Origin of the sequence: Gimesia alba, assembly GCF_007744675.1 — a bacterium.
In the GTDB taxonomy this organism is placed as follows: Bacteria; Planctomycetota; Planctomycetia; order Planctomycetales; family Planctomycetaceae; genus Gimesia; species Gimesia alba.
This window is the reverse complement of the sequence record NZ_CP036269.1, coordinates 1,709,354-1,733,837: the sequence shown is the minus strand read 5'-3', so window position 1 is coordinate 1,733,837 and position 24,484 is coordinate 1,709,354. Positions and strand designations below refer to the sequence as shown.

The window sequence follows — 24,484 nt, the reverse complement described above, 5'->3', positions numbered from 1 at the left end:
TGACGATATAAGAAATTTCAGACGATTAAACCCGTTGTTTCAGGGTAACCCGCCATCAAATTAAAGTTCTGAACGGCAACACCGGCAGCACCCTTGATCAAATTATCGGTCGCTGAAAAGACGATCAATTGATCGCCGGCAAACTGCACGGAAATGTCACAATAATTTGTCCCCGCCACGTCTTTGGTAGCGGGAATTCGATCAATCACCCGCACAAACGGCTTCCCCTGATAAAAGGCACGATAAATGTCTAGTATCGCGTCGCGACTGACAGCTTCTGTCAATCGGGGATACATGGTCGCCAGAATTCCCCGGTTCATCGGCGTCAGATGGGGAGTAAACGTCACTTTGACCTCTTTTCCCCCCACCGTGGTGAGTACTTCTTCAATTTCCGGAGTGTGACGGTGTGTCCCCACACCATAAGCGGTAATACTTTCGTTGCATTCAGGATAGAGCGTCCCCAGTTTGGGATTTCGTCCTGCACCACTGACGCCGCTTTTGGCGTCAATAATGATCCCCGTTGGTTCTACCAACCCTTTTGCCATTAACGGCGCCAGCCCCAAAATGGCTGTGCTGGTATAACAGCCCGGATTGGCAATCAGATCGGCAGAGGGAATTTTCTCAGCCCAGAGTTCGGGCAAACCATACACAGTACTTCCTAACCGGGTCGGATCGATGTGCACATGGTGATACCATTTTTCATACACGGCCGGATCACTCAAGCGGTAGTCGGCACTCAAATCAACCACTCGGCAGCCATCCGCCAGTAAATCGGGAATGACTTCCATGCTCGCTACATGAGGCAAGGCACAAAACACAAAGTCTGCCCGATCCGCAATCTCAGCCGGGGTCAGTGCTTCACAACGCAAATCCAGGCGTCCTTCGAGGCAAGGATGAATTTCACTGATATGTGGCGCTGACTCCGAACGGGACGTCAACGCGACGATTTCCACATCCGAATTTCGCAGCAGAATTTTAATCAACTCCAGAGCCGCATAACCTGTGGCTCCCATTATGGCAACTTTTGTCATTGTTTCCTGATCCGACTAAACTCTAAGAAGCGGCAAACCCTGAAACAGGTGTCTGCCTGAGCACATTGAAAACATCATACAATCTGAAGCGTGAATAAGAAGACGACAAGGATTGACTCGGCAAGGATCGCCAGAGTTCTCCATTTTTTCAGGATCCTATTCCACCAGGGAAACAAACAAAAGCAGACCACAGACGATAATGCAACAGAAATGGGATCTGTTTCAAATTTCCCCACCAAACTTCTGATTTTATAATGATTATTTAGAATTAACAAAGTCAACGCCCACATGGGAAATGAATGTCATTCTTTCAAATTAGCCGCAAAATCAATTCGGTTTCCTTTTCAAAAACATTCTTAAACATCACAATAAAACCAGTGATTCAAGTCATTTTTTAACAACAGCAATTCAATTTGCCAGTGTTCCGAGTTCCTGATCAAACGGCGGTTTTGTATCGAGCCGCCAGTGGTTCACATGGACACCCACCAGTGCAACATGGAATAAGAAGAGGAAAGAATGTCTAACGTTGCCAAGCTAGCCGCCGATGCGCTGACTGAAGGTGGTGGAATTTTACGCTTGTCCCCAACATGGGTCCCCCGCTCGTTTCTTCAACCCGGTCGTCGTTTGAAACTGCATCCTAATGACTACTACGCCTTGGGAACCCATCGGGGCGGTATCGATGAGCGCTGGTTTGGCTCCACAACCGTCGCCACCAACGAAGGCGCACCAGATGATGAAGGTTTGAGCTACTGTGTCTTCGGCGGTGAAAAGTTCACTCTGCGAGATGCCATCGCTGAACTGGGTGCCGAAGTCATTGGCGATTCGATCTGGGGCAAATACAATCGCTGGCCCGTTTACTCCAAGTTCTTTGACAATATGGGACCGATTCCTCACCACATGCACCAGAATGCCGAACAGGCTGCACTGGTTGGCCAGGAAGGAAAACCCGAATCGTATTACTTCCCTCCCCAGATGAATGCCATCGGAAACAACTTCCCCTACACCTTCATGGGGCTGGAACCAGGCACCACCAAACAGGATGTCATCGACTGCCTGGATCGCTGGAATGACGGGGATAACGGAATTCTCGATCTCTCTAAAGCGTATCGCCTCAAACCGGGTACCGGCTGGTTGATTCCTCCCTGCGTCCTGCACGCTCCCGGAAGTCTCGTTACCTACGAACCACAGTGGGGCAGTGACGTCTTCGGCATGTATCAATCGATGGTCGAAGGCCGGGCCGTACCACGCTCGCTGTTGACCAAAGACTTCCCTGAAAACAAACACGACGACAACGCCTATCTCGTCGATGCCCTCGACTGGGAAGCTAACGTCGATCCCAATTTCAAAGCCAACAATTACCTCGAGCCTATTTCGATCGGCGATACCGCAGCCGACGGCTATGTTGACCGCTGGATTGTTTACGGCAAAGTCAAAGGCGAGCAGTTATTCACCGCGAAGGAATTGACCGTCGACCCGGGATGCAAAGTCACCATCAAAGACTCCGGCGCATACAGCTGGATCACAGTCCAGGGTGAAGGCACAATCGGGAAACTGAGACTGCAGACACCTGCCATGATCCGCTTCAGAGAAATGACAGAAGACGAAGTCTTCGTGACAGAGAAAACCGCTCAGGAAGGCGTTACGATTGAAAACACGGGCAGTGAACCATTGGTTTCACTCCGTTACTTCGGCCCTGATGCCTGCCCCAGTGCTCCCAATATCGGTGAATACCAAAAATAATCTGATCAGCCACACAGAGCTGCCCGAACTCTCGGGCAGTTTCTTTTTGATCTTCTAATTCCTGCTAACATGAAAGACCATCTCATGAGTGATCACACAGCTAACCCCCTCCCCAAGCTTCATAACGCAGCCTGGCCGGGCGTCGTTGGAAAAGGCCCCGACTCAGAACCACCAATTGACCTGGATACCATGCTCGACCTGACCGCTGCCGCCGAAGTGGATGGCATCAAGTTCGACGGAACTGATCTGTTCCTGTTTGACCCGCACGTCAGCATTGATTCCAGCGATGATGACCTGAAGCAACTTGCCGAAAAAGTGCAGTCCCGCAATCTGGTCATCGGCTCGGTCGTCGCTCCGGTCTGGCCTCCCACCGGTGGTGGCTCCGCCATGGGTAGCGACGAAGAACGTGGCCAGTTCCTGGAACAGGTTCGCAAAGGATGCGGCATTGCTAAAAAACTACGTGAGCTTGGCGTTCGGCCTTACGGCGTCGTTCGTATCGACTCTGCCGCCGGCCCCGGTGAATGGATCGAAGATCCGGAAGGCAATCAGGCCAAAATCGCAGACACCTTCAAACAAGCCGCCGATATCGCCGCCGATCATGGCGAGCGTCTGGCAGCAGAAGGGGAAATCTGCTGGGGTGGCATGCATAGCTGGAAACGCATGGTTCAACTCCTGGAACTGGTCGATCGCCCCGATGTACTCGGCTTTCAGGCTGACATGTCGCATACTCTGCTCTACCTGATGGGTTACAACGCCCCCGAGGATCGTCTCCTTCCGGAAGACTTCGACTGGAACGATGAAGCCACTTTTGATGCCGCCTATAAAACCCTGACCGATGCCCTGCGTCCCTGGACGATCGATTTCCATGTGGCTCAGAACGACGGCACCGTTCACGGCACCGGATCGCATGACAAAACAGGTAGACACTGCCTGCCCAAAGACCCTAACGGCAAGCTTGATATCGTTAAACGGGCCGGTTACTGGTTACGTGACGAAAACGGCAACCCCACGAAGAAGTTTCAGCACATCTGCTGGGATGGTTGCATGTTTTCCAATGAAGTCATGATGAACCCCCAGACCTGGAACGACATCCTGGAAGCAATGATTAACGTCAGAGACGCTCACGGCTGGTCGTAATCGTTTCCTTTACACTCTCATTTTCATTTTAATTTTTAAAATCTACAAGGAGTCACACCAATGACCAAGCCAGTACGCGTCGGTCTGATCGGCTACGGATTCATGGGACGAACCCACTCTAATGCTTATAGACAAGTCGGCAAATTTTTTGATATCGAACACACACCTGTTCTGCAGGCCTGTTGTGCCCGTAGCGAAGATAAAATCAAAGACTTCGCAGATAACTGGGGCTGGGAATCCTATGAAACCGATTGGCGCAAGCTGATCGAACGGGATGACATCGACCTGATCGATATCACCACCCCCAACAACTCACACCACGATATCGCCATCGCTGCTGCGGAAGCAGGCAAAATGGTTCTCTGTGAAAAACCACTTGCCATGAATACGGCAGAAGCCGTCGCCATGACCGATGCCATCGAAAAAGCAGGTGTGGCAAACATGGTCTGGTTTAACTACCGTCGCGTTCCCGCCATTTCTCTGGCCAAGCAACTGGTCGATGAAAAACGGATCGGTCGTCCCTTCCACTACAGGGCTCAGTACCTGCAGGACTGGACGATCGCGGAAGACGTTCCCCAGGGTGGTGCGACCCTCTGGAGACTGGACGCCAAAGTCGCCGGTAGCGGCGTGACCGGCGATCTGCTGGCCCACTCGATTGATTCTGCGATCTGGCTCAATGGGCCAATCACTTCGGTTTCTGCAGCAACAGAGACGTTTGTCAAAGAACGCGTTCACCAGGAAACCGGCGAAAAGACCAAAGTGGAAATCGATGACGCCTGCATGTTCTTAGCCCGGTTTGCGAATGGCTCCATGGGAACCTTTGAAAGCTCACGCTATGCCCGCGGACGTAAGAACTTCAATACCTTCGAATTGAACGGCGAAGACGGCTCTGTCTTCTTCGACCTGGAAGATCCACAGATTCTGCAGTATTTTGAATATGCGAATCCTACCACAGGGCAGAAAGTCGAAGATCATGTCACCGGTTGGCGCCGGATTCATGTCACGAACTTTGAGCATCCCTACATGGATCACTGGTGGGTTCCGGGCTGTACGATCGGCTATGAGCACACCTTTACGAATGCTCTGGCTGACTTCTTCCAGGGACTGGATTCAGGCAAGCCAACTCAACCTGACTTCAGAGCGGCACTTGAGACTCAGAAAGTCTGCGACGCCGTTCTGCAAAGTGCGAAAGACAAGCAATGGGTCGAAATTGCATAGCATTACCGGCAGGTTTTCTGCTATAATGCCGGCATAACAAGCCTTTGTAAAAACGGGCGACAATTTCAAGTCGCCCGTTTTTGCTATATACTGAATCAAATAAATCTCGAGGATAAAGAACCGGGAGTCAAAATCATGGACCGTCATCCAATCACTCAAGAAGGATACGATAAACTGCGCGAAGAAATTCGTTACCTCGAAAGCGAAAAGATGCCAGAGATCGCTCAGGCCATCGCTGATGCACGCGCCGAGGGTGACTTAAAGGAAAACACCGAATACCACGCCCAGCGCGAAGCACAGGGGATGACACAAGCGAAAATCAACCAGCTCAAAACAAAGCTGGCAAATTGCTATATCGCCGATAAATCCACCATGCCGAAAGGTGTAGTCACCTTCGGAACAACCGTGACTGTGAAAGACCTGAGTGACGGCCTGGAAGAGAAATACGAATTTGTCGGCCCCGGTGAAGAGGATTATACAGGCGAAATCATGAAAATCCTGACCTCAAGCCCACTGGCGGAAGGCCTGCTGAACAAAAAAGTAGGGGATCAGGTAGAAGTCAATGTCCCTTCAGGTATGCTCAAATTAGAAATCATCAAAATCGACGACTGAGAATCAGCTGTAACACACAAACAAAAACAGCGGCGTAAAACATCATTCACGCCGCTGTTTTTTTATTCAGATTTCTAAAATCATCGTCAGCATCGAACTATCGAAATCCGGGCTGCTATTTACCTTGAACCAGTACCCGATTCATCAGGGGTACTGAAGGTGCAAATGTTTGCACGATTTGTGTTACTAATTGCTTCAGATAGTAAGTGGAACTGACGCCATAAACAGTGATTCCAGAGTGATCACAGCGGACTTTGATGTTCCGTACCTGTTGATGAGTACCGGAGAGGATTTCCGTTTCCAGCTTAGCTGGGGCAGGACAGGACTCCCATTGGGAAGGAACCTGCTGCTGCTGCTGCGGCACTTCCATTTCAGGCTCACATTCCAGGCTCTTTCGAAGACCATCCAGAATGCTTGTTTCTTCTGCAAATGAACGACGGGGCTTTTGTAAAGTCTGCAAAGACATCGCAACGATCCAACTAAAAAAATGAGTGTCGGCTGAAATTCAAACTACTTTTTCCACAGTCGCGAATCATGTGCCGAAAGAAACCCGATTCAAAAAAACAGCAGACTCGCAACGCCGCCATAGATATGAGAAAAGCCTATCTAATACAATATACAAGACTTAAAAAAATTAAGACTGAACCCAATCTTAACCGCCTCCAAATAATTCGAGCGACTTTGATTAAGTTTTGATGTGCGCCGTAAGTTTGCGAGCTGCATAAAAAATGTGCGAAAAACGGGGCACAGCCACACCCCAAACGGGCTCCGGCGATCAGTCAGATCAGCCCTAAGAATAGCCCTGTTTATTTCTGGGCTTTGATCCATTTGGCGATATCGATGACGACTCGCTTCTCCACATTACCAGGAGTGATATATTCACTGGGAGTACTTTTTCCCTCCCCCGCCATGAAAAGGTGATTCAGCCGGGGATAGGAAATCAACTTCACATCATCGCGGCTCCCCAAAGCCTGTTTCCACAGTTCAAAATCAACCATGGTCACCTGATAATCTCGCTCCCCCTGCAGGATCAGAAAGGGCTTCTCCAGCGTCTTGGCTCTGTTCGCGGGCTGATATCCTCTCAGATCAAGCCAGTATGTTGCCGAAATCCCTAAGGGCAGTTCTGATGTCGCCACTTCTTCTGACAGTGCCGACGATTTCACCTGTTCCACCTGTTTTTTGATGGTCTCTATGCTCTTCTGCTCTTCCGGGGTGATCGTTCCGTCCAGAGAAAGCAAATAGTTTACCTGATCCAGCACAAGATCTTCCAGAGGGCGTACCGAGCCGGCAAAGCTGATAAAACCGGCGATCTTATCAGAGGCGCCCCCGATCCGCGGCAGCAGATTCCCTCCCAGACTGTGCCCCAGCACAAAAATACGATCTGCATCGATCCGCGGCTGCTCCGCCAGTGTATCCACGGCAGCGACAGCGTCATCGATTGACTCTTCCTTGACGGTCAACCCACCTGAAATCAACGCCATTTTGAGCCGATGATGTTTGGTCCGCTTCTCATACCTCAGAACGGCGATGCCACGGGTAGCGAGCCCGTGCGCCAGATCTCGAAAAGGTTTATTGGGGCCGATCGTTTCATCCCGATCATTCGGACCTGATCCATGCACCAGCACAACCGCTGGGACCCGCTTATCACCTTGGGGCAGAGAAAGCGTGCCTGGTACCGCCCAGAGCCCTTTGCCAACAGTCACTTCGACTTCCTCAAACGCCTTCCGATCGACATAACCGGGAGTGCGATAGGCGCCGGTTGGCACGAAAAACAAGCCTGTGATTTCATTCTGCTCTGTGAATACTACCTTCGCATCGAGCTTCCCTCGCTCGAACTGACAGGTGACAAACACAATTTTATATTTCTTCAGATCCTCGGTCCGCGTCTCTTTGATCTCTTGAAAGCTGCCATACTGGGTGACGAGACCATTCCAGATCGCCTGCAAATTGTCAGAGGGAAGCGCCTTGGTCATTACACGATCAAATCGCTGGACCACTTTCTCAAACTCGCCTTGCCCCATCTGCTCGACAAATTCCCGCGCCAATTTCACGCGTTCAGGTTTTACCTGCTCAGTCGCGAACACAGACTGCCAGAGCCCTAGAGCCAACAACCAAACGAGAAAGACTCTGGTTCGTTGCATTTTCGAACTCCACTTGAGACTGCTCCATGAGTATCGATCAACCTGAATCGACTATAGCAAGTCTGTCATGGATTTGATAACACTTTATCAATTCAAATCAGACGATGTCTCTGAACTGAGCAAATCAAGACAAAGCGCTTGTTCCTGGAAATTCTCCACGAATTACTTCAGATCAAAATCATGTACATTTTCTCCCTCTTTGATTTCGATCGACAGTGTGGACTCCGAATTAAATCTGGCTGGAATAAACTGAACGACTTCCTCAACTTTCTGTCCTTCACCTCCTGAGGAAACCATCATTTTGCCAGAACCACGATAGCTTTTGATTTCGACACGGTTCTTACCAACCGTTGCACCATCCTCTTCCGCGATTGTATATTTTCCATCCTTGATGTCGGCAAAGATGGCCTTGCCAGCCACCTGCCCATTGATTACTTCCCCATCAGGGATAAAGCGAATTTTCCCCGATTCCAGCGGCTTCCCCTGATAGCTAACCGTTCCACGCACCTGAGAGGTGGAAAACTCCAACCCAGACTGCCCACCGCAACCCGTGGTGGCTAATAAGACCAGTCCTGCAAAGAAAATAGGTAGCTGATTCTTTGAACGCATTTTTCTTTTCCATAAAAGTGATATCAGTATGAGAAACTGAGCCGACTTTGACGGGTCAAAGTCGGCTGCAGAGATCAATCATGAAACGAACCGGCAGCGGGAACGACTCCTGGCCAGTTCACGGCGATCCGTTATTTTTTTAGCAGGAATTCCGTCGAAATCAGAATTCTCCCAGAACATTGTCGTCTGATTTATGTCCCAGGTCCTGCCATGTTTTCAGATGGATATTGTCAGAGACAAATCGAACCGCCCCATCGCAGAGCAGAATATGCACTCCACCGACATGCTCACTCGCGGGGGAGGCATTGGCGTATTCCTGATAGGTCCGGCACGCTGCTTCCGTATTCGGAGGGAACACCGTCAAATAAGCCCAGCGAATTGAAGCATCGCCATAAAACCAGGATTGACCTCTCAGTTTTCCAGTACTACCTGGCGCGCTGCAATCATCGAGAATCCCCCCCGTGCTGACATTCCCGTAGTTGATATATTCCGAACCAACCAATAACTCGGAAACCATCATCGTATTCGAAGTTCCATCGGTAATATCACGGATTTTTGTTTTGCTGTCAGTAAAAAAGACCGAGGTCCCATTGTTTTTATAGGAACTGCCCCCACCTGAAACAGAACCAAGCGGGCTGTTGCCGACGCACCCCGTATAATTACTGGGGCCACTGGAAGAGCCTGTTGTTCCCTTCCCACCCGGATCGCTGGGACAACGATAACCGGGCAATTCAACGTTCCGCACATCTGCATTATTCGCGTGCCTCCCCGGGTCAGGCATCGAAAAATCAATCTTGTTGTAAAGCGGTCCCTGATCCATAAAAGGCAGGATGAATGCAGACCATAAAACTTTCCCCGTATTCCAGCCACTTACTCCGGCATAGGGGTGCTGGGGTGCTCTCGTAATTCCGGGAGGGAATGTGGAATGGGTATCGAGATAGTTATGTAAAGCAATCCCGATCTGTTTTAGATTATTTTTACAGGTACTGCGACGGGCTGCTTCGCGAGCCTGTTGCACAGCAGGTAACAACAACGCAATCAAAATGGCAATGATGGCGATCACCACCAGTAATTCAATCAGGGTAAAACCCCGTTTTCGTTGGTTCATCATAAGCTCCTGGATCATAAGCAATCATCAAAGACTGAAGACATCGTTATAGAATCAAATCGTTTTGGTTAGGCTGAGTTTGGTGCTAATACAGGGGAGGGAATGAAGGACTCTCAAAGTAGGATTGATTTAAAGCCTGTTTTTTCAGGTTCCGCAGACCAAAAACGGATCGTCGAAGAACGATTGAAAAAGGTGGGGAAGGTTCATCTTAAATCAGGACTGTAGCTGGAACGAATCCGGCTATAAGGGGTGGGATACTAATCGGAGAAACAATTCTGTTTCAGGCTCGAAACATAATCTGATTGTAACGAACCGTATACCCTGTGAACAGGATTTTTCCTTTTTTTAAATCGAAAACCAGATGCTTAATAGCTGTCAACGGATGTAGAAATGAATCATTTCTAAAGCTAATACCAGACAGTGGATGTGGTTTGCGTGTAACCATGAGATATAAACAGAAATCCGGGTGATGATCTCTCAGGGCGCAAAAAAAGAGTCTTCAGAATGATATCTGAAGACCCTTCTTTATAGAAAACATAACGACTCGCCTCGTGAAAAAAGACGCAGCGAGACCGATGGTCTTAAGCAAGCAGTCCCTGCAGGAGGTTTTCTCCCGGACCGTGATCATAGCAGTCACTATTATTCCACAGGGGAAGACCGGCAGCATAGCGAGCGGCCAGCATCAGAACTTTTTGTTCTGAACCAGGCTTCGCCTGAGTTGCTTCGTCTGGATTAATTCCCATTTCACGGTATTCTTCTTCACCGAATAAAGCATCGAAGTTGGGATCATACCCATCTTCCGAAAACTCCTGGAAATCACCATCTTCGTAGCTGACCAGTGACTGATCACCTTCAAGCTCGTATGAAAGATTATCAACGTCATTCGAACCCATCAAAAATGCCGACATTCTCTTCTTCTTTCTCCAACAACAACAATAACTAAGTCCAGGCCTTCCACCCATACGATATGAGTAGACAAACCTTCTACGTGGAACAAAACAATCAGTCATCTCTACCAAACCGAGAAATTCAATCGCTCGTAGCGTACGCGTCCATTGCGTTATTTGGGAGATTGAAAGCAACACCCTCCAAGGGTGTGGGAAGTTTTTTCAGGTGGGAAACTCTTCTAAAATTTAGTGGTTAAAAAACATCCCAGTTTCTAGGGTTGCGGCTCAAAGCCACAAGCAAGGACACCTAATTGGTATCCCCTGTTTCTAGGACAATTCTTTAGTTTTTATGATAAAATGTCAACAAGATTTTTGACATTTTTGCAAACTACTTTGAAATCGAATCTCTGATCAGGTACCAAACCCCCGACTTCGAGTTGAAAGCCTGCTGTTCGGCTGAATTTGCTGGATTTTGATGAATCAAAACTCTGTTTAGCCATGCTGGACACCATTCGGAGCGACTCTCAAGGACGGTTGATTCCATAGCGTTTCAGTTTGCGATCCAGAGTTGAACGCTCAATCCCCAGGATCTGAGCAGACTTTGATTTGTTCCAGTTGGTGTTATTCAACACGGCTAGAATGTGTTCTTGCTCGACCACTTCGAGCGCAACCTCCCGGAACCCTGTCTGTGCCGCTGGCAAGACACATTGAGGATCGCTTTCCATTCCTACCGCGGAAAGCTGAATATCGGATGCGTCAACGATATCGCCCGTGCATAGAATAAAAGCCCGTTCGATCGTGTTCTGTAACTCTCGAACATTACCGGGCCAATGATACGATTCCAGCAGGTCTTGTGCTTCTTGAGTGAAACCGCGAATGGGTCTGCCGGTTTTAACAACAAATCGATTCAGAAAATAGTTGGCCAGCAACAGGATATCATCCACCCGAACACGTAACGGATCTACACTGATCTCAACTACATGCAGCCGAAAATACAGATCCTGTCGAAACGTCCCTTTTGCCACTGCCTTTTCCATGTCACGATTTGTAGCAGCCACAACCCGAACATCGACATCAATCGAAACACTTCCCCCCACACGCTCAAAAGAGTGCCCTTCCAGAACGCGTAAAAACTTCGCCTGAACTCCCAGAGACATCTCGCCGACTTCATCCAGAAACAGGGTTCCCCGATGCGCCTGCTCGAATTTACCGGGCTTCTGGCTGGTCGCCCCTGTGAACGCGCCCTTCTCATGGCCGAACAGTTCGCTTTCCAGCAACCCTTCACTCAGTGCCGCGCAGTTCATACAGACGAAGGGTTGTTTTTTACGCTGACTGTTAAAGTGAATCGCTCGAGCCACCAGCTCCTTGCCCACTCCACTTTCGCCACGAATCAAGACACTCGCATCGGTCGGGGCAATCCGCAGGATCTGCTCCTTCATCGCAATCATACTGGGGCTCTTACCGACCAGCTCACTCTCCAGTTCCAGCTGTTCCCGCAAGGCCTTGTTCTCGCCTTCCATCCGGGCCAGACCATCAGACAGCTTCTTTCTCTCCGCCAGATTTTGAAATGAAACAGCCAGCTGATCTGCCAGAGCCAGAGTGAACTCCAAGTCATCGGAATCCAGGGGATTGTCTGGATTCGTCGAATAGAGATGAATCAGCCCGGTGACCCCCTGCTTGTTACGCAGCGGGGCACAGATCACACTCTGGGCATGGATCTTCCCCAGACTGTCCCGGGTAGAAAGTTTGCTGTCCTCGGAGATATTGTGCGCCAGAATGGCATCCCCCTCATCAAACACCATCTGAGACAGAAAGTCAGACGGTTTCTGATAGGGCATTTCATCCACAGACTGAAACGCAATCACCTTCAAATTTTCCGGTTTGCGAGGTTCCTGGCGTGCGGGATAAAAGTATAAAATCGCCCCGATATCTGCGCTCGTCCCCTCAAATAGACCATTCAATACAATCTGAGAGAGTTCCAGCTCAGACTGGACATTCCCCATATCCAACGCCAGACGGTAGAGTCGTCCCAATTCACGGCTGGTACGATCCCGGTCAAGTTGAGATGAGGGAGGTGGTGTATGAAAGCGGGTGTGCTTCTTGCGCTGAATAATTTCTGGAACGTTCAGCTCTTCCCAACTGGACTGCTGGCCGACTCCGATCGTTTCGCTTTCCAGCTCTTCAATCGAACCGGCAGAGGTCAGCCGAGATGAAAAACGAGCGATATCAAATGTGAAGATCGCCTGAGTATCCCCTACCTCGATCACGTCCCCTTCCTGAAGTTCATGATCCTGAGTAATCGCAAGTCCTTGTACCAACGTACCATTACGGCTCCCCAGATCGCGAATGACCCAGGTAAAATCGCTGTAAAAAATCTCACAGTGATTGCGGCTGCAAACCTCGTCATCCAGAACAATCCGGTTCGTGGGTGCCCGGCCAATCGTCGTCACCTGGCGATCGACCAGTCGATAGACCTTCCCTCGCTCATCCAGTTCCTGAATGATCAGGTAAGCAACCGAAGCTGCGCCATTTTGATTTTGTTGATCAGAATTATGCATAGATTATTACGCAGGATCTGTGTCACTGTTGAAAATCAGTGTGCCTGGTACTCTCTTCAGAAACAGGTTAGGCCCCCGCCCCGCAAACAATGCCGAAATCAGTACGCCCTATTTACTTACGATAACCCCAGCAATTATTATATTCAATTAACTTGCACCAGAACATAAAATTCGTCAAGCTAAAATAAGATTTCGTCAAGCGACCCATGTGAAACATCAATAACTTCCTGCCTGTAAAGAGAATCTCCCATGCCTAGATTACTTTTCGCCCGCGTTTTCACTCCTGCCCTGCGGACTATCCTTGGTATTTGTCTCTGCTTATCAGCCCTGACAGCCTTACAGGCCGAGAACTGGCCTCGCTTCCGCGGGATTGATGGTTCCGGAATTTCCACCGAAAAAGGATTCCCTCAAAAATGGACCGCAAAAGATTATGCCTGGCAAAAAGAACTTCCCGGTTTAGGCCATTCCTCGCCCTCAGTCTGGGGTGACAATCTGTTTGTAACGTCTGCCCTCGGCGAAGGAGAAACCCGCTATCTGTTTTGTATCGACCCCAAAACCGGTCAGGAAAAGTGGCGACGCGAAACGAAATTGAAAAAAAGCCACAAACACCGAAAAGGGAGTTGGGCCTCCAGTACTCCGGCCACAGATGGTGAACACGTTTATGTGGAATTTGCAGACGAAGAATCCTATTTATTGATTGCCTACGATCTCAAAGGCAATCAAATCTGGGAACGTGACCTGGGATCATTCACCAGCCAGCACGGCCACGGCAGTTCTCCTATGATCTATAAAGATCTGGTGATCGCCACCAATGACCAGCAGGGGCCGAGCTCAGTGACTGCCTTTAACAAGCTCACCGGTAAAACCGTCTGGCAGGCAGACCGGGCTGTCCGCAGGACTTCCTATGCAACCCCCATCATTATCAATCACCCCAACACCGGCCCCCAATTGATTTGCGTCAGCGGAGCAACCGGCATTAGCAGTCTCGACCCGGAAACAGGGAAGGTCAACTGGACTACGGGAGAGTTTCCCATGCGAACCGTATCTTCTCCTGTCTATGGTGAAGGCCTGATTTTTGCGACCTGCGGCGGGGGCGGCAGAGGAAAACTACTCTACGGTGTCGATCCCACCGGTTCGGGAAATATCAAAGAGACCCACATCAAATACCAACGCTCTACAAAACTGCCTTATGTTCCCACACCGGTTGTCTATGAAGGGCATCTTTACCTTTGGGGCGATAGCGGCGTGGTCAGCTGTGTCGATCTGGCGACTCAGAAAAATGTCTGGACCGAACGCGTTGATGGTGGCTATAGCAGTTCTCCCGTCTGCATCAACGGCATCCTGTACTGCATCGATGAAAATGGCCAGGTCGCCATGATTGATGCTTCTCCTAAATTCAAATCATACGGGAAGGTCAAGCTGAGTGATCCCAGCCACGCCACCGTGGTTGTGGCGAACGGCCAGATGTTCCTGAGAACCTTTAAAAACCTGTACTGTCTGAATGCCCAGAAGTAATTTTTGACGAAATTCCGGACGTACTTCGCAAGAATGTGATTCATAACCATTCAGAGCGCTGCTATACTTAAATGATGTCGCCATGAGGCGTTCCCTTGTGTTCACCCCAAAGGGCAACCACTCGCGGCGAGCATCATAGACCCCTTGGATCGAGACCAGGGCCCCTCAATCCACTCAATAATTTATCAATTGATTTTCTATAGATAAGGATTGATTATGCCCGCCTGGCCCGGTGGCCCCTGCCCTCAATGCGGGGAGGACATGCCTGCAAATCTGGTTCATTGCCAAACCTGTCGTGAGTTGCTAAACGATGAGCTGGAGCACGATACCGTTGAGATTCCTGCCTTCCATCCACTCAAGGAACTCTCCGCTCACTGTGACGCCTATCCGGTTGGCTTTTACTTCCAATGCCCCGACTGCAAAAAAGAATTGCGGGTCCACAAAAAGTATCTGGGCAAAAAAGTCAGTTGCAAGTTCTGCCAGGCTTCTATTTCCCTGCGTCTCGACTCTCAGCAGACAAAATCATTTGGGTTTTACACAAACTGCCCGCATTGTAGTGAAGAATTACGCATCGCGCATAAATATCTGGGAACAATCGCCTCCTGCAAGTTCTGTCACGGTCATATTCAACTACTTGAAAAACCCGCAGACCCGGTCGACAGTTGAGAGGCACATACGGAGTTTATTGACGTTCCGCTTCCGTCGCAGAATCGGCAGTCCGTTCCCAAGAGACATCCGCTTGTGCAGGGCGTGTTTTATAGAGCTCTCCGGTCTCATTAAAGAGTAACGCCACATTCAAATGCCAGCGTTTTCCATCTTCGCGCTCCCACAGATCACAATAATAGATCGAAGGGCTTGATGAAAACTCTCCCGAAATCCCGGCTGCGTTCAGCCGCTGGATCGCCTGCTCTTTCTGTGTTCCCATAGGAGCAATTTCAAGAATCTTCTGTGATTGCTCTTCGAATACCAACGGAGCAGGAACAACCTGTTGCAGCCCAGTACACGCCACCAGCGCCAGTTCGCTCAATAGGCAGATCGCAGCAACTCCCAGGCAGCGAACCCACCTTCCGCTTGCTGGCATTGAAATCACCTTGTTAGACATTCGCTCCCCGCCTCCATGAATGGGAAACTGACTAATCCCCCTCGAATGAAATTCGAAGCGAACTATACCAAAATCACTCCAACAGGCGTACTGCAATTTTCAAATCACGTTTTCAGCCTGAACATGGGAGATATTCAGGCAACTCCCGTTGCTTGGGGCATAAAAAAAGCCAGGTTTGTCTGATTAAAACAAACCCGGCTTGCATTTGATTCGCCAATAGAGGCTGAAACAGGTCTATGCCGCTAATGCAGCTTGAGCCGCTTTCACGATCTCATCAAAGACCTGAGGCTGAGAAATCGCCAGCTCACTTAGAGACTTACGATTCAGCGTGATTCCTGCTTTTGTCAGACCATTAATGAATTGAGAGTAATTCGTACCCCGTTCACGACAGGCGGCGGTGATGCGAGTCACCCATAATGCCCGGAATTCGCGTTTGCGTACGCGACGGTCACGATAGGCATAAACCCGTGAACGAACCAGGGTCTCTTTTGCGGTTCGCAACAGCTTACTGCGACCGCCAACATTCCCACGTACTTCTTTAAACAGTCTTTTCTTTGCTCGACGTCGAGCTGAACCTTTTCGAACTCTCATGACTACTTTCCAACTGAGAAGTTAATTTTTGATTCCGTCTGGATTGAGACCCCATACACAGGCATACGGGAGAGCGGTGATGTTACGAACTGGGACGCAGTGCGTTCACAATCAATTTCGCCTCAGCACCTGTCACAACTCCATCACCACGAAGACGAATCTTTCGCTTCGGGCTCTTCTTACTCAGAATGTGGCCACGATACGCTTTTCTGTGCTTGGCTTTACCAGAAGCAGTAATTTTGAACCGCTTCTTCATTCCTTTATGTGTCTTTTGCTTAGGCATTATATTTTCACTCTTCGTAAACGATTCAGAGGCAGCAGTCGCCTCTGTGAAAACAGAGATTCAGATCGCAAACCCTGGGGTACAATATCAGTATTCTTATCATTCAACAAATGAATGATTCGTCAACCAACAGAGAGGACATGTTCATACAAACAGTCCGTATTGATATTATGATGAAAGTTGATCGCGCAGTATAATCAGCCTCACTCTATTTTTTCTACCGAAACGAGACTAAAAACCGGGGGACTTCCCAGAAAAAAAGTCTGAACTGCCTAAAACCGGGCTTTCTGTCTCACCAGACAGCCAGATGCTCCCTTTTGCATTCAGCACCCAAGTCCCAAAACAGCGTCAAAGTCCCTGTATTTTCAGAGTAAAGAGACTCGGGAAGCATTTTATGCTGGCATCACGGTCAAGATTCAGACATCTCCGCCTGTTTGATCCGCTCTTCAATAATATCCTTGGGAACTGCCAGCATTTTTTCAATACTGATCGCCTTATGCCCTTTATAAACACCGGGATAAGCCGTAAAGACCGGTGAGCCTTCCAATTCGACCGTCAAGCTTTGCGCGCTCCCCTTATTACACATGATCACATCACCAACAGCCAAATTGAGTACTTCCCCAGCTGTTAACATACTATTGTCCAGGTCCACCTTCAAGCTGATTGTAGATTTAGAGACGCTCGCTTCCAGATTCAACTGCTGTCTCAGGTCAGGAGACTTCTTTTTATAGGCAGACCAGGTATCGGACGTCAGTTTATTCGAGAGAGGCTCAATCGTATTAAAGGGAATACACAGGTTAATAATGCCGCGGGTTTCCCCCATGGTGACTTCGAATGAGATCAAAACAATCACTTCGTTGGGAGGTACGATCTGCACCAGTTGCGGGTTACTTTCCACCTGTGACACGCGCAGCTTCCAGTCACACAGGTTACTCCAGGCGGACTCGATCCCCTCGATCGCCAGACCAGTGATCCGGGAAACAAGGCGGATTTCAATTTCGGTCAACGCCCGGTTGGGATAGGCACCCTGCGAATTTCCATCCCCCCCTAACAGTCGATCGATGATCGGGAAAATAATGGAAGGACTGATATCCAGAATAATGTGCCCATCAAGGGTTTCTGATTCGAGCAGGTTGAAGCAGGTCGGGTTTTCAAGACTGAAAACAAATTCGCTATAGGTCAACTGGTCAACGCTGATCAATTTCACTTCAATAATCGACCGGAGCATACCACTCAGCGCAGCGCCGAACTCACGACTGAAACTTTCATGCAACGCACGGAAGGCCCGCATTTGCTCTTTACTGACACGTTCCGGGCGTTTGAAGTCATAAATGCTGATCTGGGAATTGAAATCGTTATTGCGCGTGGAAGGTCGACTCGCCCCTCCACTACTCGACGCACTGGGATCCAATGCCGATAATAACGACTCGACTTCATTTTGACTGAGTACGTCTGCCATCCCTGGCCTCCCTAATCTTCAAATTCAGAATCGCGATAGCCCCGCGATCCGAATTTCGAATCACCCAATACCTTCTATTCTCTGATCTGCCCTGCTCCGTGGGCCACATATTTGTAACTCGTCAATTCATGCAAACCACAGGGGCCGCGTGCATGGAACTTATCGGTACTGATCCCGATTTCAGCCCCTAGCCCAAACTCACCCCCATCGTTAAATCGCGTGCTGGCGTTGACAATCACAGCGGCGGAATCGACTTCTGTCGTAAACTTTTCGGCAGCCGCCAATTCTGTGGTAATGATCGATTCTGTGTGCCCAGACCCGTATTTGTGAATCCGACTGATGGCTTCGTCCATGTCATTCACAATTTTGACAGACATGATTTTCGCCCCGTATTCTGTCGCATAATCCTCTTCTGTCGCCGGTTTGCCTCCGCTAACCAATTCGAGAGATTGAGGACAGCAACGTAACTCAACCCCCTGCTCCACCAGTGCCTGTATCACGGCTGGAAAAACGGTCTCCACCAGATCCGTATGCACCAACAGACTCTCGGCTGCATTACAAACTCCCGGACGCTGGCATTTACTGTTCACGGTAATCGACTTCGCCAGTTCCAGGTCAGCTGATTGATCAAGATACACATGACAGACCCCGTCGAAATGCTTGATCACAGGCATTGTCGCATCGCGGGCCACGCGTTCAATCAATCCCTTTCCGCCACGGGGAATCGTCACATCAATATAATCACTCAGCTTCAGAAAATGTCCGACTGCCTCGCGGTCTGTCGTTTCCACCAGTTGCACGGCCTGTTCGGGAAGGCCCACGTCTCTTAATCCCTGTTGTAATAAAGCATAAAAAGCCATGTTACTGTGAAATGCTTCTTTCCCGCCTCGCAAAATCACGGCATTCCCGCTTTTGACACATAGCGCAGCGGCGTCAATGGTCACATTCGGTCGTGATTCGTAAATAAAGAAAACCACTCCCAAAGGCACACGAACCCGCGTCACCAACAGCCCATTGGGCCGCATGTTACTCCCAATGACTTCACCGATCGGATTGGGGAGTGCAATAATCTCTTCCAGTGCCGTCTTTATGCCCTCTAATCGGGACTCCGTTAATCGCAGTCGATCGATGGACGCCTCGTTCAGGCCGTACTCTGGAGCTTGCTCGATATCTTTCGCGTTGACTTCCAGTAACTCAGGTGTGCGCTGTTGAATTAATTCAATCATCCGGCGCAACCAGGCATTTTTTAGATCTCCATTGGCGGAAACCAGTTTTCGGGAAGCATCGCGCGCCTGCTGAGCCAGCAGTTGTGTATATTGAGGCAGGTCTAATTCAGTCATGATACTCTTAAAAATCTACGGGACAGCGTGCCCGTTCTCTCCAGCTTGGTTTTGCAAAACAGTAACTCGTTATTCTACCAGACACACCGGTTACCAGAAAGTGCGCTTCAAACTAGCGCCCTATTCGTCAATCGACCTGATATTTCATGGGGGAGTATCAAATATCAGCGGGAATGTGTCAACGCGGGATCCCTGGAAGCGGGAAATCACCCCTGTTTCACTCATGACTGAGGCCAAGCGTGCAGCAGTCAGCATCAAAATTTAGAATTGCCACTCAGAATAAAGCTTGGACCGGAAATCGTGCCACTCAGCGTTCTTACTCCGGGAACCACAACTCTCCACCATATCTGCTGTCCACTTATCCATCATCCTGAGCCGATCAGACATGATCCGGACCGTATTGAACACGACTTTTTGTGCTCCTTGAGCCCCGTTTTTAAGCATCTGATCAAAATCATGCCCCGGGATTCGAACTGTTTCAACATCGGTCAACGCCACGACACTTGCGGAATGCGGAGCCGGTTTGAAGAAGGACATCTCACCAAAAATAGAAAGCGGACTTAATTCAGCCAGTGCCTGCTCATTTCCATTCGAGAGTTTTTTCCGCACTTCGCAGGAGCCACTCTGGATAATCCACAAATATCGCGTGGAATTCCCTTCATCGAGGATCCGGGTACCGGCTGAAAACTCTTCCCACTCTGAAGTTGAAAGCAGTTCTTCCATTTCGTCAGGAGTCACCGACTGAAACAGTACACAGTCCTTGATCAGTTGCTCTGTTGATAGCATCTTATCACCTCATAAACGCTTGGTGTTAAACTTAGAATTGTTAATCAATTTCAGAATTGAACAGGAGAAGGGAATTTCAGTCAGGTCTTAAATCCCCCCTAGAACGGTTGCCCGTCCCACGCGACCGATCCCAAGAATATAGGCGGCAACACGTAAGGAGACCTTTTTATCGGTGGCAATTTTCCAGACCAATTCAAAGCTGTCATTCATAATACGATCTAACTCGGACCGAACACGGGATTTTTCCCAACTAAAATGCTGCCGATTTTGTACCCATTCGAAGTAACTCACGGTCACACCGCCCGCATTTGCCAGGATATCGGGTACGACAACGACTCCATTTTTCTCAAAAATCTCGTCTGCTTCCGGTTCTGTGGGGTTATTCGCAGCCTCAATAATGCATTTCGCCCTGATATCGCGGGCATTTTCTGATGTGAGCACGCCTCCCAAAGCAGCCGGAATCAAAACCGTGACATTCGAAGTCAGCAATTCCTCATTCGAAATCGCTTCCGTTTCGGGGAAACCTTTTACGGCACCGGTATCTTTTGTGTATTCAATCAGTTTGGGAATATTAATCCCGTCTGCGCTATAAATCCCGCCACTGGCATCAGAAACCGCGACGACCTTGGCACCGAACTCGTCCAGAAAGTGAGCCGTATAACTCCCCACGTTTCCAAAACCCTGAATGGCTACCGTGACTCCTGCCACATCGATCTTCAGGTGATCCAGGGCATCACGCGTAATCATAGCCACACCGCGGCCCGTTGCTTCTTCACGTCCATCAGCGCCGTGTAATTCCAGAGGTTTTCCAGTCACACAAGCGGGGTTGAAGCCACGATATTTTTCATACTGATTCATAATCCAGGCCATGACCTGCGCGTTGGTCCCCATGTCGGGAGCCGGAATATCTTTCAGTGGCCCAATCACATCGTAAATTTTATCAATGAATTTGCGGGTGACCCGTTCCAGTTCCCCGGGGGAGAGTTGCCCCGCGTTGACCGAGATTCCCCCTTTGGCACCACCATAGGGAATATTCACCAGTGCTGTCTTCCACGTCATCAGCGAAGCCAGTGCCAGTACTTCGTCGGCGTCAACTTCAGGGTGAAAACGAAGCCCCCCTTTCATGGGACCGCGCGAACTGTCATGTTGAACGCGATACCCGATGTAGGTCGCAATCTCGCCGTTATCTCGCTCGATCGCAACTTCAACCTTCACTTCGCGTTCGGGTGTCCGCAATAAGTCCTGCATGTTGCGCGATAAGCCAACCTGGCGGGAAGCCTGGTCAAAATAACGACAAGCTGTTTCATACGAACCCATAAATTTCTTTCCTGCTTTCGTCGGAAGTTCATTTCTATAGAAGAGTCATTTTCACCAACAATTTAAGAGCCCTGATGGACCACACTTCAATTCACATAATTTTTCAATGTTTTACAAACGGGTCAGAATTTTGGTTCTACACTGAAATATTAAGATCTCTTAACATTAATAAAGATATGTCATGCTTGAGCATAACCTCTTTGAAAATCAAAGAATTTGACGCCCTGAGCCTGAATGAGGGCTTTCACCCTACGTTCTATACTTTCTAAATCGATTCCATTGTTCTTAACTCTGTTTCTGACTTACCACTTGTTTCATTATTACCATTATATCCATTACAAACCTGAGAGTCCTCTCCTGATCAGCGGGCCGGAACCAGTGCCTGCTGAGGCCCCGGTTGCGTTGAGGAACCAGGCTCTGTATCTGACCAGATACCGGGAACATCCTTCATAATAAATAATGCCAATTCCCGAGCATAGAGGGCATGTCCTTCCCGGGAAAACTGAGGGACACTGTTCAGATAGTAGCGATCCGGATTCTGAATGCTTTGAAATGTGGGCGATGTATCACAATAGGAAAGGTTCAATTGCTTCGCATAGGTCTCCAGCAATTCGAACGGAAAGCGACTGGCATACAGAACACCGTCTCGTACTCCCAGTGAACTGCGTGCTTCTCCGCTTATAGCAGTCTCCGAAACCTGCCATGGTTTGGGATACGTTGCCAGAATAAATCGCGAATAAGTTCCTTGTGCCACTTGCTGAATATTTTGAATTGGCTCCAACGTCTGTCTGACATACACAGACCAGTCAGGGGGATGATCTTCCAACCACAAGTACTTCCCCTGTGGTGTATCGATATCCCGGTCCAGCCCAGCTGGCTGGTTTTCCACCCAATAATCTCCCAGCCACCGTAGCGTGTAGCGATACACAAAAAAATGGCTTTCCAGACGTTCTGGCGCATTGATCTTCTCATAGAGCGGATGCATCGAGCAGAGGGGAACTCCCGAATCACCTATCTGGGTATAACGTCGTAATGCATGATCGTCGGCGACATCAGACATATCAAAATTGAAAAGAATCAAATCTGGTTGAAGCCCCAGCAAGGAATGTCTCAAATGCAGATAAGACATGAGCGGACAGGCGTCAGGCACCCCGGCATTAATCACTTCCACTTTCAACTGCGTCTGTTTTTGCAATAGATTTTCCAGACGCACACAAAATGTATCCGAGTCTTTCATCTCGGGGGCAAGAACCGTTTCCCCTCCCAGGCAGAGAATCCGAAACACGCCTGCCGGCTTGGGAATGGTATACTCTCTCCCCCTGAGCCCCATGCTGTTGATCTGAAACTGAATCAACTCTTCCGTATCCGGATGTTTTCGGGAGACTTCCTGTAAAGGCCGAATGCGATGATAGGTGACATCCGAAGGAATCAGGAAGCCTTCTTCATCATAATTGCTGACCGACACCTGCTGCCGATAATCGGCAATACGTAACGCGACCTCACTCCCTACTGCCAACAGTATGAGCGTAATCAATGCCAGCATTAAATGCTTGAGCCAGCGCAGGCGGGAACGAATCATCTTCAAATAACAGAATACCGATGTTAAGATTCAGCCCGGGTAATCGGAACCCGTTCGTGAAATTCAGCGACAAAACAGCCGGGATTCTAATTTTGATCCTGATTTACAGCAATATGAGTCTGAAAGACCCCAATACCGTGTTTGTCATCAACCGCAAACCGCATTGAAAAAAACCAGCTGAAAGCGTAACTTGCATCATTCGTTCGGAAATATCCCACTGATCTCTTTTTGGTAGAAGCCTCATCATGAGCCCACACACTGCAGCTGCTTCCGCTAAAGTCAATTCCAAACAGGCATTACAACTCGTCACCGATCTGATGGCCATTCCCGGCAAAAGTGGGGAAGAAGGGAACATCGCCGCGGAAATCGTAAAACGACTCCGAAAAGCCGGCCTGTCCGAAAAGCAGATTACGTTCGACTCAGCTCATAAAAAGAGTCCCATCGGTGGCGAAACAGGAAACCTGATTGTCAAGCTGCCCGGTACGATTCGAGGCCCCAGACGTCTGTTAATGGCGCACATGGACACGGTCCCCCTCTGCGTTGGAGCAGAACCGGTCAAAAAAGGAAACTTGATCCACTCAAAAAGCAATCAGACCGCGCTGGGAGCCGACGACCGGGGCGGCTGTAGCGTCATTTTGAATGCGTTACTCACCATTCTGGATCAGGATCTGCCGCACCCTCCGCTCACATTCTGCTGGATGGTTCAGGAAGAAATTGGCCTGGTCGGTGTTCGCAATCTGGCAACCGGAAAACTGGGAAAGCCCAAAATGTGCTTCAACTGGGACGGGAAACTGGCTGACACGGTCTGTATCGGGGCCACAGGAGATTCCGGAATGCTGATCCATATCTCGGGCATCGCCAGCCATGCAGGCGCACATCCGGAATTGGGAGTCAGCGCTGCCGTCATTGCCGGCAAAGCCATTGAAGATCTCGTTGAGAATGGCTGGCACGGATTGGTCATCAAAGGCAAAGAGAGCGGCTCCAGCAACATTGGTGTCCTCTCAGGAGGGGCCGCCACAAATGTCGTGATGCCGGAATTGACCATCAAAGCCGAAGCACGCAGTCATAACCCCCGGTTTCGTCAAAAAATTCTCAACGAGTTCAAAAAAGCGTTCCAGAACTCTGCAAAAACCACGAAAAACAGTGCCGGAAAGCGTGGGAGCGTTTCCTTTGAATCGCATTTAAAATATGATTCTTTTCGCCTTTCGGAAGACGAACCCGCGGTTCAAACCGCAAAACAGGCCATTCAGAAACTGGGGGGACAACCAGAATTGACGATCGGTAATGGGGGACTGGACGCAAACTGGATGGCCGCTCATGGATATCCCACAGTCACACTCGGATGCGGGCAGCAGGACATCCATACCACAAACGAAACCTTGATCATTGATGAATTTCTCAAAGCCTGTGAAATCGGGCTGCTGTTAGCCACAGCGACAGAAACAGATTGAAATCCCCCCAAAGTTCTCAC

The 24,484-nt window shown here is 49.4% G+C and carries 23 protein-coding genes; 8 read left to right on the top strand and 15 right to left on the bottom strand.

The features are described 5' to 3' along the window. Positions 1 to 17: 17 nt before the first annotated feature. The gene (argC, locus tag Pan241w_RS06755; protein ID WP_145212812.1) at positions 18 to 1,031 is read right to left on the bottom strand and encodes an N-acetyl-gamma-glutamyl-phosphate reductase; all 1,014 of its coding nucleotides are present in this window, start codon (positions 1,029 to 1,031) and stop codon (positions 18 to 20) included. A 516-nt stretch (positions 1,032 to 1,547) separates the two neighbouring features. Here argC and Pan241w_RS06750 point away from each other — a divergent pair. The 4 genes from Pan241w_RS06750 (at position 1,548) to greA (ending at position 5,738) form a co-directional block, all read left to right on the top strand. After that, entirely contained in the window at positions 1,548 to 2,771 is a 1,224-nt protein-coding gene (locus tag Pan241w_RS06750) for a cupin domain-containing protein (protein WP_145212809.1), read from the top strand. 84 nt (positions 2,772 to 2,855) lie between these two features. Next, positions 2,856 to 3,908: a sugar phosphate isomerase/epimerase family protein gene (locus tag Pan241w_RS06745; protein WP_145212806.1), complete on the top strand. Its 1,053-nt coding sequence runs from the start codon at positions 2,856 to 2,858 to the stop codon at positions 3,906 to 3,908. A 60-nt stretch (positions 3,909 to 3,968) separates the two neighbouring features. Then, a complete protein-coding gene (locus Pan241w_RS06740) occupies positions 3,969 to 5,126 on the top strand; it encodes a Gfo/Idh/MocA family protein (protein ID WP_145212804.1) in 1,158 nt (385 codons plus the stop codon). A gap of 132 nt (positions 5,127 to 5,258) precedes the next feature. Further along, positions 5,259 to 5,738 (top strand): transcription elongation factor GreA, encoded by a 480-nt coding sequence (greA, locus tag Pan241w_RS06735; RefSeq protein WP_390621016.1) that lies wholly within the window; start codon positions 5,259 to 5,261, stop codon positions 5,736 to 5,738. Between the two features lie 115 nt (positions 5,739 to 5,853). On the opposite strand, the gene Pan241w_RS06730 is transcribed toward greA, so the two are convergent. The 6 genes from Pan241w_RS06730 to Pan241w_RS06705 all read right to left on the bottom strand — a co-directional run bounded on the left by Pan241w_RS06730 (position 5,854) and on the right by Pan241w_RS06705 (position 13,041). Continuing rightward, entirely contained in the window at positions 5,854 to 6,204 is a 351-nt protein-coding gene (locus Pan241w_RS06730) for a hypothetical protein (RefSeq protein WP_145212797.1), read from the bottom strand. A 340-nt stretch (positions 6,205 to 6,544) separates the two neighbouring features. Further along, complete coding sequence (locus tag Pan241w_RS06725) at positions 6,545 to 7,879, bottom strand: alpha/beta hydrolase (protein WP_145212792.1); 1,335 nt, start codon at positions 7,877 to 7,879, stop codon at positions 6,545 to 6,547. A 162-nt stretch (positions 7,880 to 8,041) separates the two neighbouring features. Beyond that, complete coding sequence (locus Pan241w_RS06720; RefSeq protein WP_145212789.1) at positions 8,042 to 8,488, bottom strand: hypothetical protein; 447 nt, start codon at positions 8,486 to 8,488, stop codon at positions 8,042 to 8,044. 160 nt (positions 8,489 to 8,648) lie between these two features. Next, positions 8,649 to 9,599: a DUF1559 domain-containing protein gene (locus Pan241w_RS06715; protein WP_145212786.1), complete on the bottom strand. Its 951-nt coding sequence runs from the start codon at positions 9,597 to 9,599 to the stop codon at positions 8,649 to 8,651. A gap of 578 nt (positions 9,600 to 10,177) precedes the next feature. Further along, entirely contained in the window at positions 10,178 to 10,504 is a 327-nt protein-coding gene (locus Pan241w_RS06710; protein WP_145212783.1) for a hypothetical protein, read from the bottom strand. 503 nt (positions 10,505 to 11,007) lie between these two features. Continuing rightward, entirely contained in the window at positions 11,008 to 13,041 is a 2,034-nt protein-coding gene (locus Pan241w_RS06705) for a sigma 54-interacting transcriptional regulator (protein ID WP_145212779.1), read from the bottom strand. Positions 13,042 to 13,290: 249 nt separating this feature from the next. Between Pan241w_RS06705 and Pan241w_RS06700 the strand changes: the two genes are divergently transcribed. After that, positions 13,291 to 14,556 carry a PQQ-like beta-propeller repeat protein gene (locus Pan241w_RS06700; protein ID WP_145212776.1) on the top strand — a complete coding sequence of 422 codons (1,266 nt, stop codon included), beginning with the start codon at positions 13,291 to 13,293 and terminating at the stop codon, positions 14,554 to 14,556. A 216-nt stretch (positions 14,557 to 14,772) separates the two neighbouring features. Beyond that, positions 14,773 to 15,222, top strand: coding sequence for a hypothetical protein (locus Pan241w_RS06695; protein ID WP_145212774.1), 450 nt, complete (start codon positions 14,773 to 14,775; stop codon positions 15,220 to 15,222). Positions 15,223 to 15,238: 16 nt separating this feature from the next. On the opposite strand, the gene Pan241w_RS06690 is transcribed toward Pan241w_RS06695, so the two are convergent. The 8 genes from Pan241w_RS06690 to Pan241w_RS06655 form a co-directional block, all read right to left on the bottom strand. Continuing rightward, entirely contained in the window at positions 15,239 to 15,637 is a 399-nt protein-coding gene (locus Pan241w_RS06690) for a hypothetical protein (protein ID WP_145212771.1), read from the bottom strand. Positions 15,638 to 15,892: 255 nt separating this feature from the next. Beyond that, positions 15,893 to 16,249 (bottom strand): 50S ribosomal protein L20, encoded by a 357-nt coding sequence (gene rplT / locus Pan241w_RS06685; RefSeq protein ID WP_145212768.1) that lies wholly within the window; start codon positions 16,247 to 16,249, stop codon positions 15,893 to 15,895. A gap of 82 nt (positions 16,250 to 16,331) precedes the next feature. Next, positions 16,332 to 16,532 carry a 50S ribosomal protein L35 gene (rpmI, locus tag Pan241w_RS06680; RefSeq protein ID WP_145212765.1) on the bottom strand — a complete coding sequence of 67 codons (201 nt, stop codon included), beginning with the start codon at positions 16,530 to 16,532 and terminating at the stop codon, positions 16,332 to 16,334. Between the two features lie 409 nt (positions 16,533 to 16,941). After that, the gene (gene fliM / locus Pan241w_RS06675; RefSeq protein WP_145212762.1) at positions 16,942 to 17,991 is read right to left on the bottom strand and encodes a flagellar motor switch protein FliM; all 1,050 of its coding nucleotides are present in this window, start codon (positions 17,989 to 17,991) and stop codon (positions 16,942 to 16,944) included. Positions 17,992 to 18,065: 74 nt separating this feature from the next. Beyond that, the gene (locus Pan241w_RS06670; protein WP_145212759.1) at positions 18,066 to 19,331 is read right to left on the bottom strand and encodes a glutamate-5-semialdehyde dehydrogenase; all 1,266 of its coding nucleotides are present in this window, start codon (positions 19,329 to 19,331) and stop codon (positions 18,066 to 18,068) included. 261 nt (positions 19,332 to 19,592) lie between these two features. Further along, on the bottom strand, positions 19,593 to 20,117 hold the full coding sequence (locus tag Pan241w_RS06665; RefSeq protein WP_145212756.1) for a Crp/Fnr family transcriptional regulator: 525 nt from the start codon (positions 20,115 to 20,117) through the stop codon (positions 19,593 to 19,595). Between the two features lie 87 nt (positions 20,118 to 20,204). Beyond that, the gene (locus tag Pan241w_RS06660; protein ID WP_145212753.1) at positions 20,205 to 21,434 is read right to left on the bottom strand and encodes a Glu/Leu/Phe/Val family dehydrogenase; all 1,230 of its coding nucleotides are present in this window, start codon (positions 21,432 to 21,434) and stop codon (positions 20,205 to 20,207) included. Between the two features lie 361 nt (positions 21,435 to 21,795). Next, entirely contained in the window at positions 21,796 to 23,013 is a 1,218-nt protein-coding gene (locus Pan241w_RS06655; RefSeq protein WP_145212750.1) for an SGNH/GDSL hydrolase family protein, read from the bottom strand. A gap of 20 nt (positions 23,014 to 23,033) precedes the next feature. Between Pan241w_RS06655 and Pan241w_RS29295 the strand changes: the two genes are divergently transcribed. Continuing rightward, entirely contained in the window at positions 23,034 to 23,180 is a 147-nt protein-coding gene (locus tag Pan241w_RS29295; RefSeq protein ID WP_198000360.1) for a hypothetical protein, read from the top strand. A 78-nt stretch (positions 23,181 to 23,258) separates the two neighbouring features. Further along, the gene (locus tag Pan241w_RS06650; RefSeq protein WP_145212747.1) at positions 23,259 to 24,464 is read left to right on the top strand and encodes a M20/M25/M40 family metallo-hydrolase; all 1,206 of its coding nucleotides are present in this window, start codon (positions 23,259 to 23,261) and stop codon (positions 24,462 to 24,464) included. Positions 24,465 to 24,484: the final 20 nt, after the last annotated feature.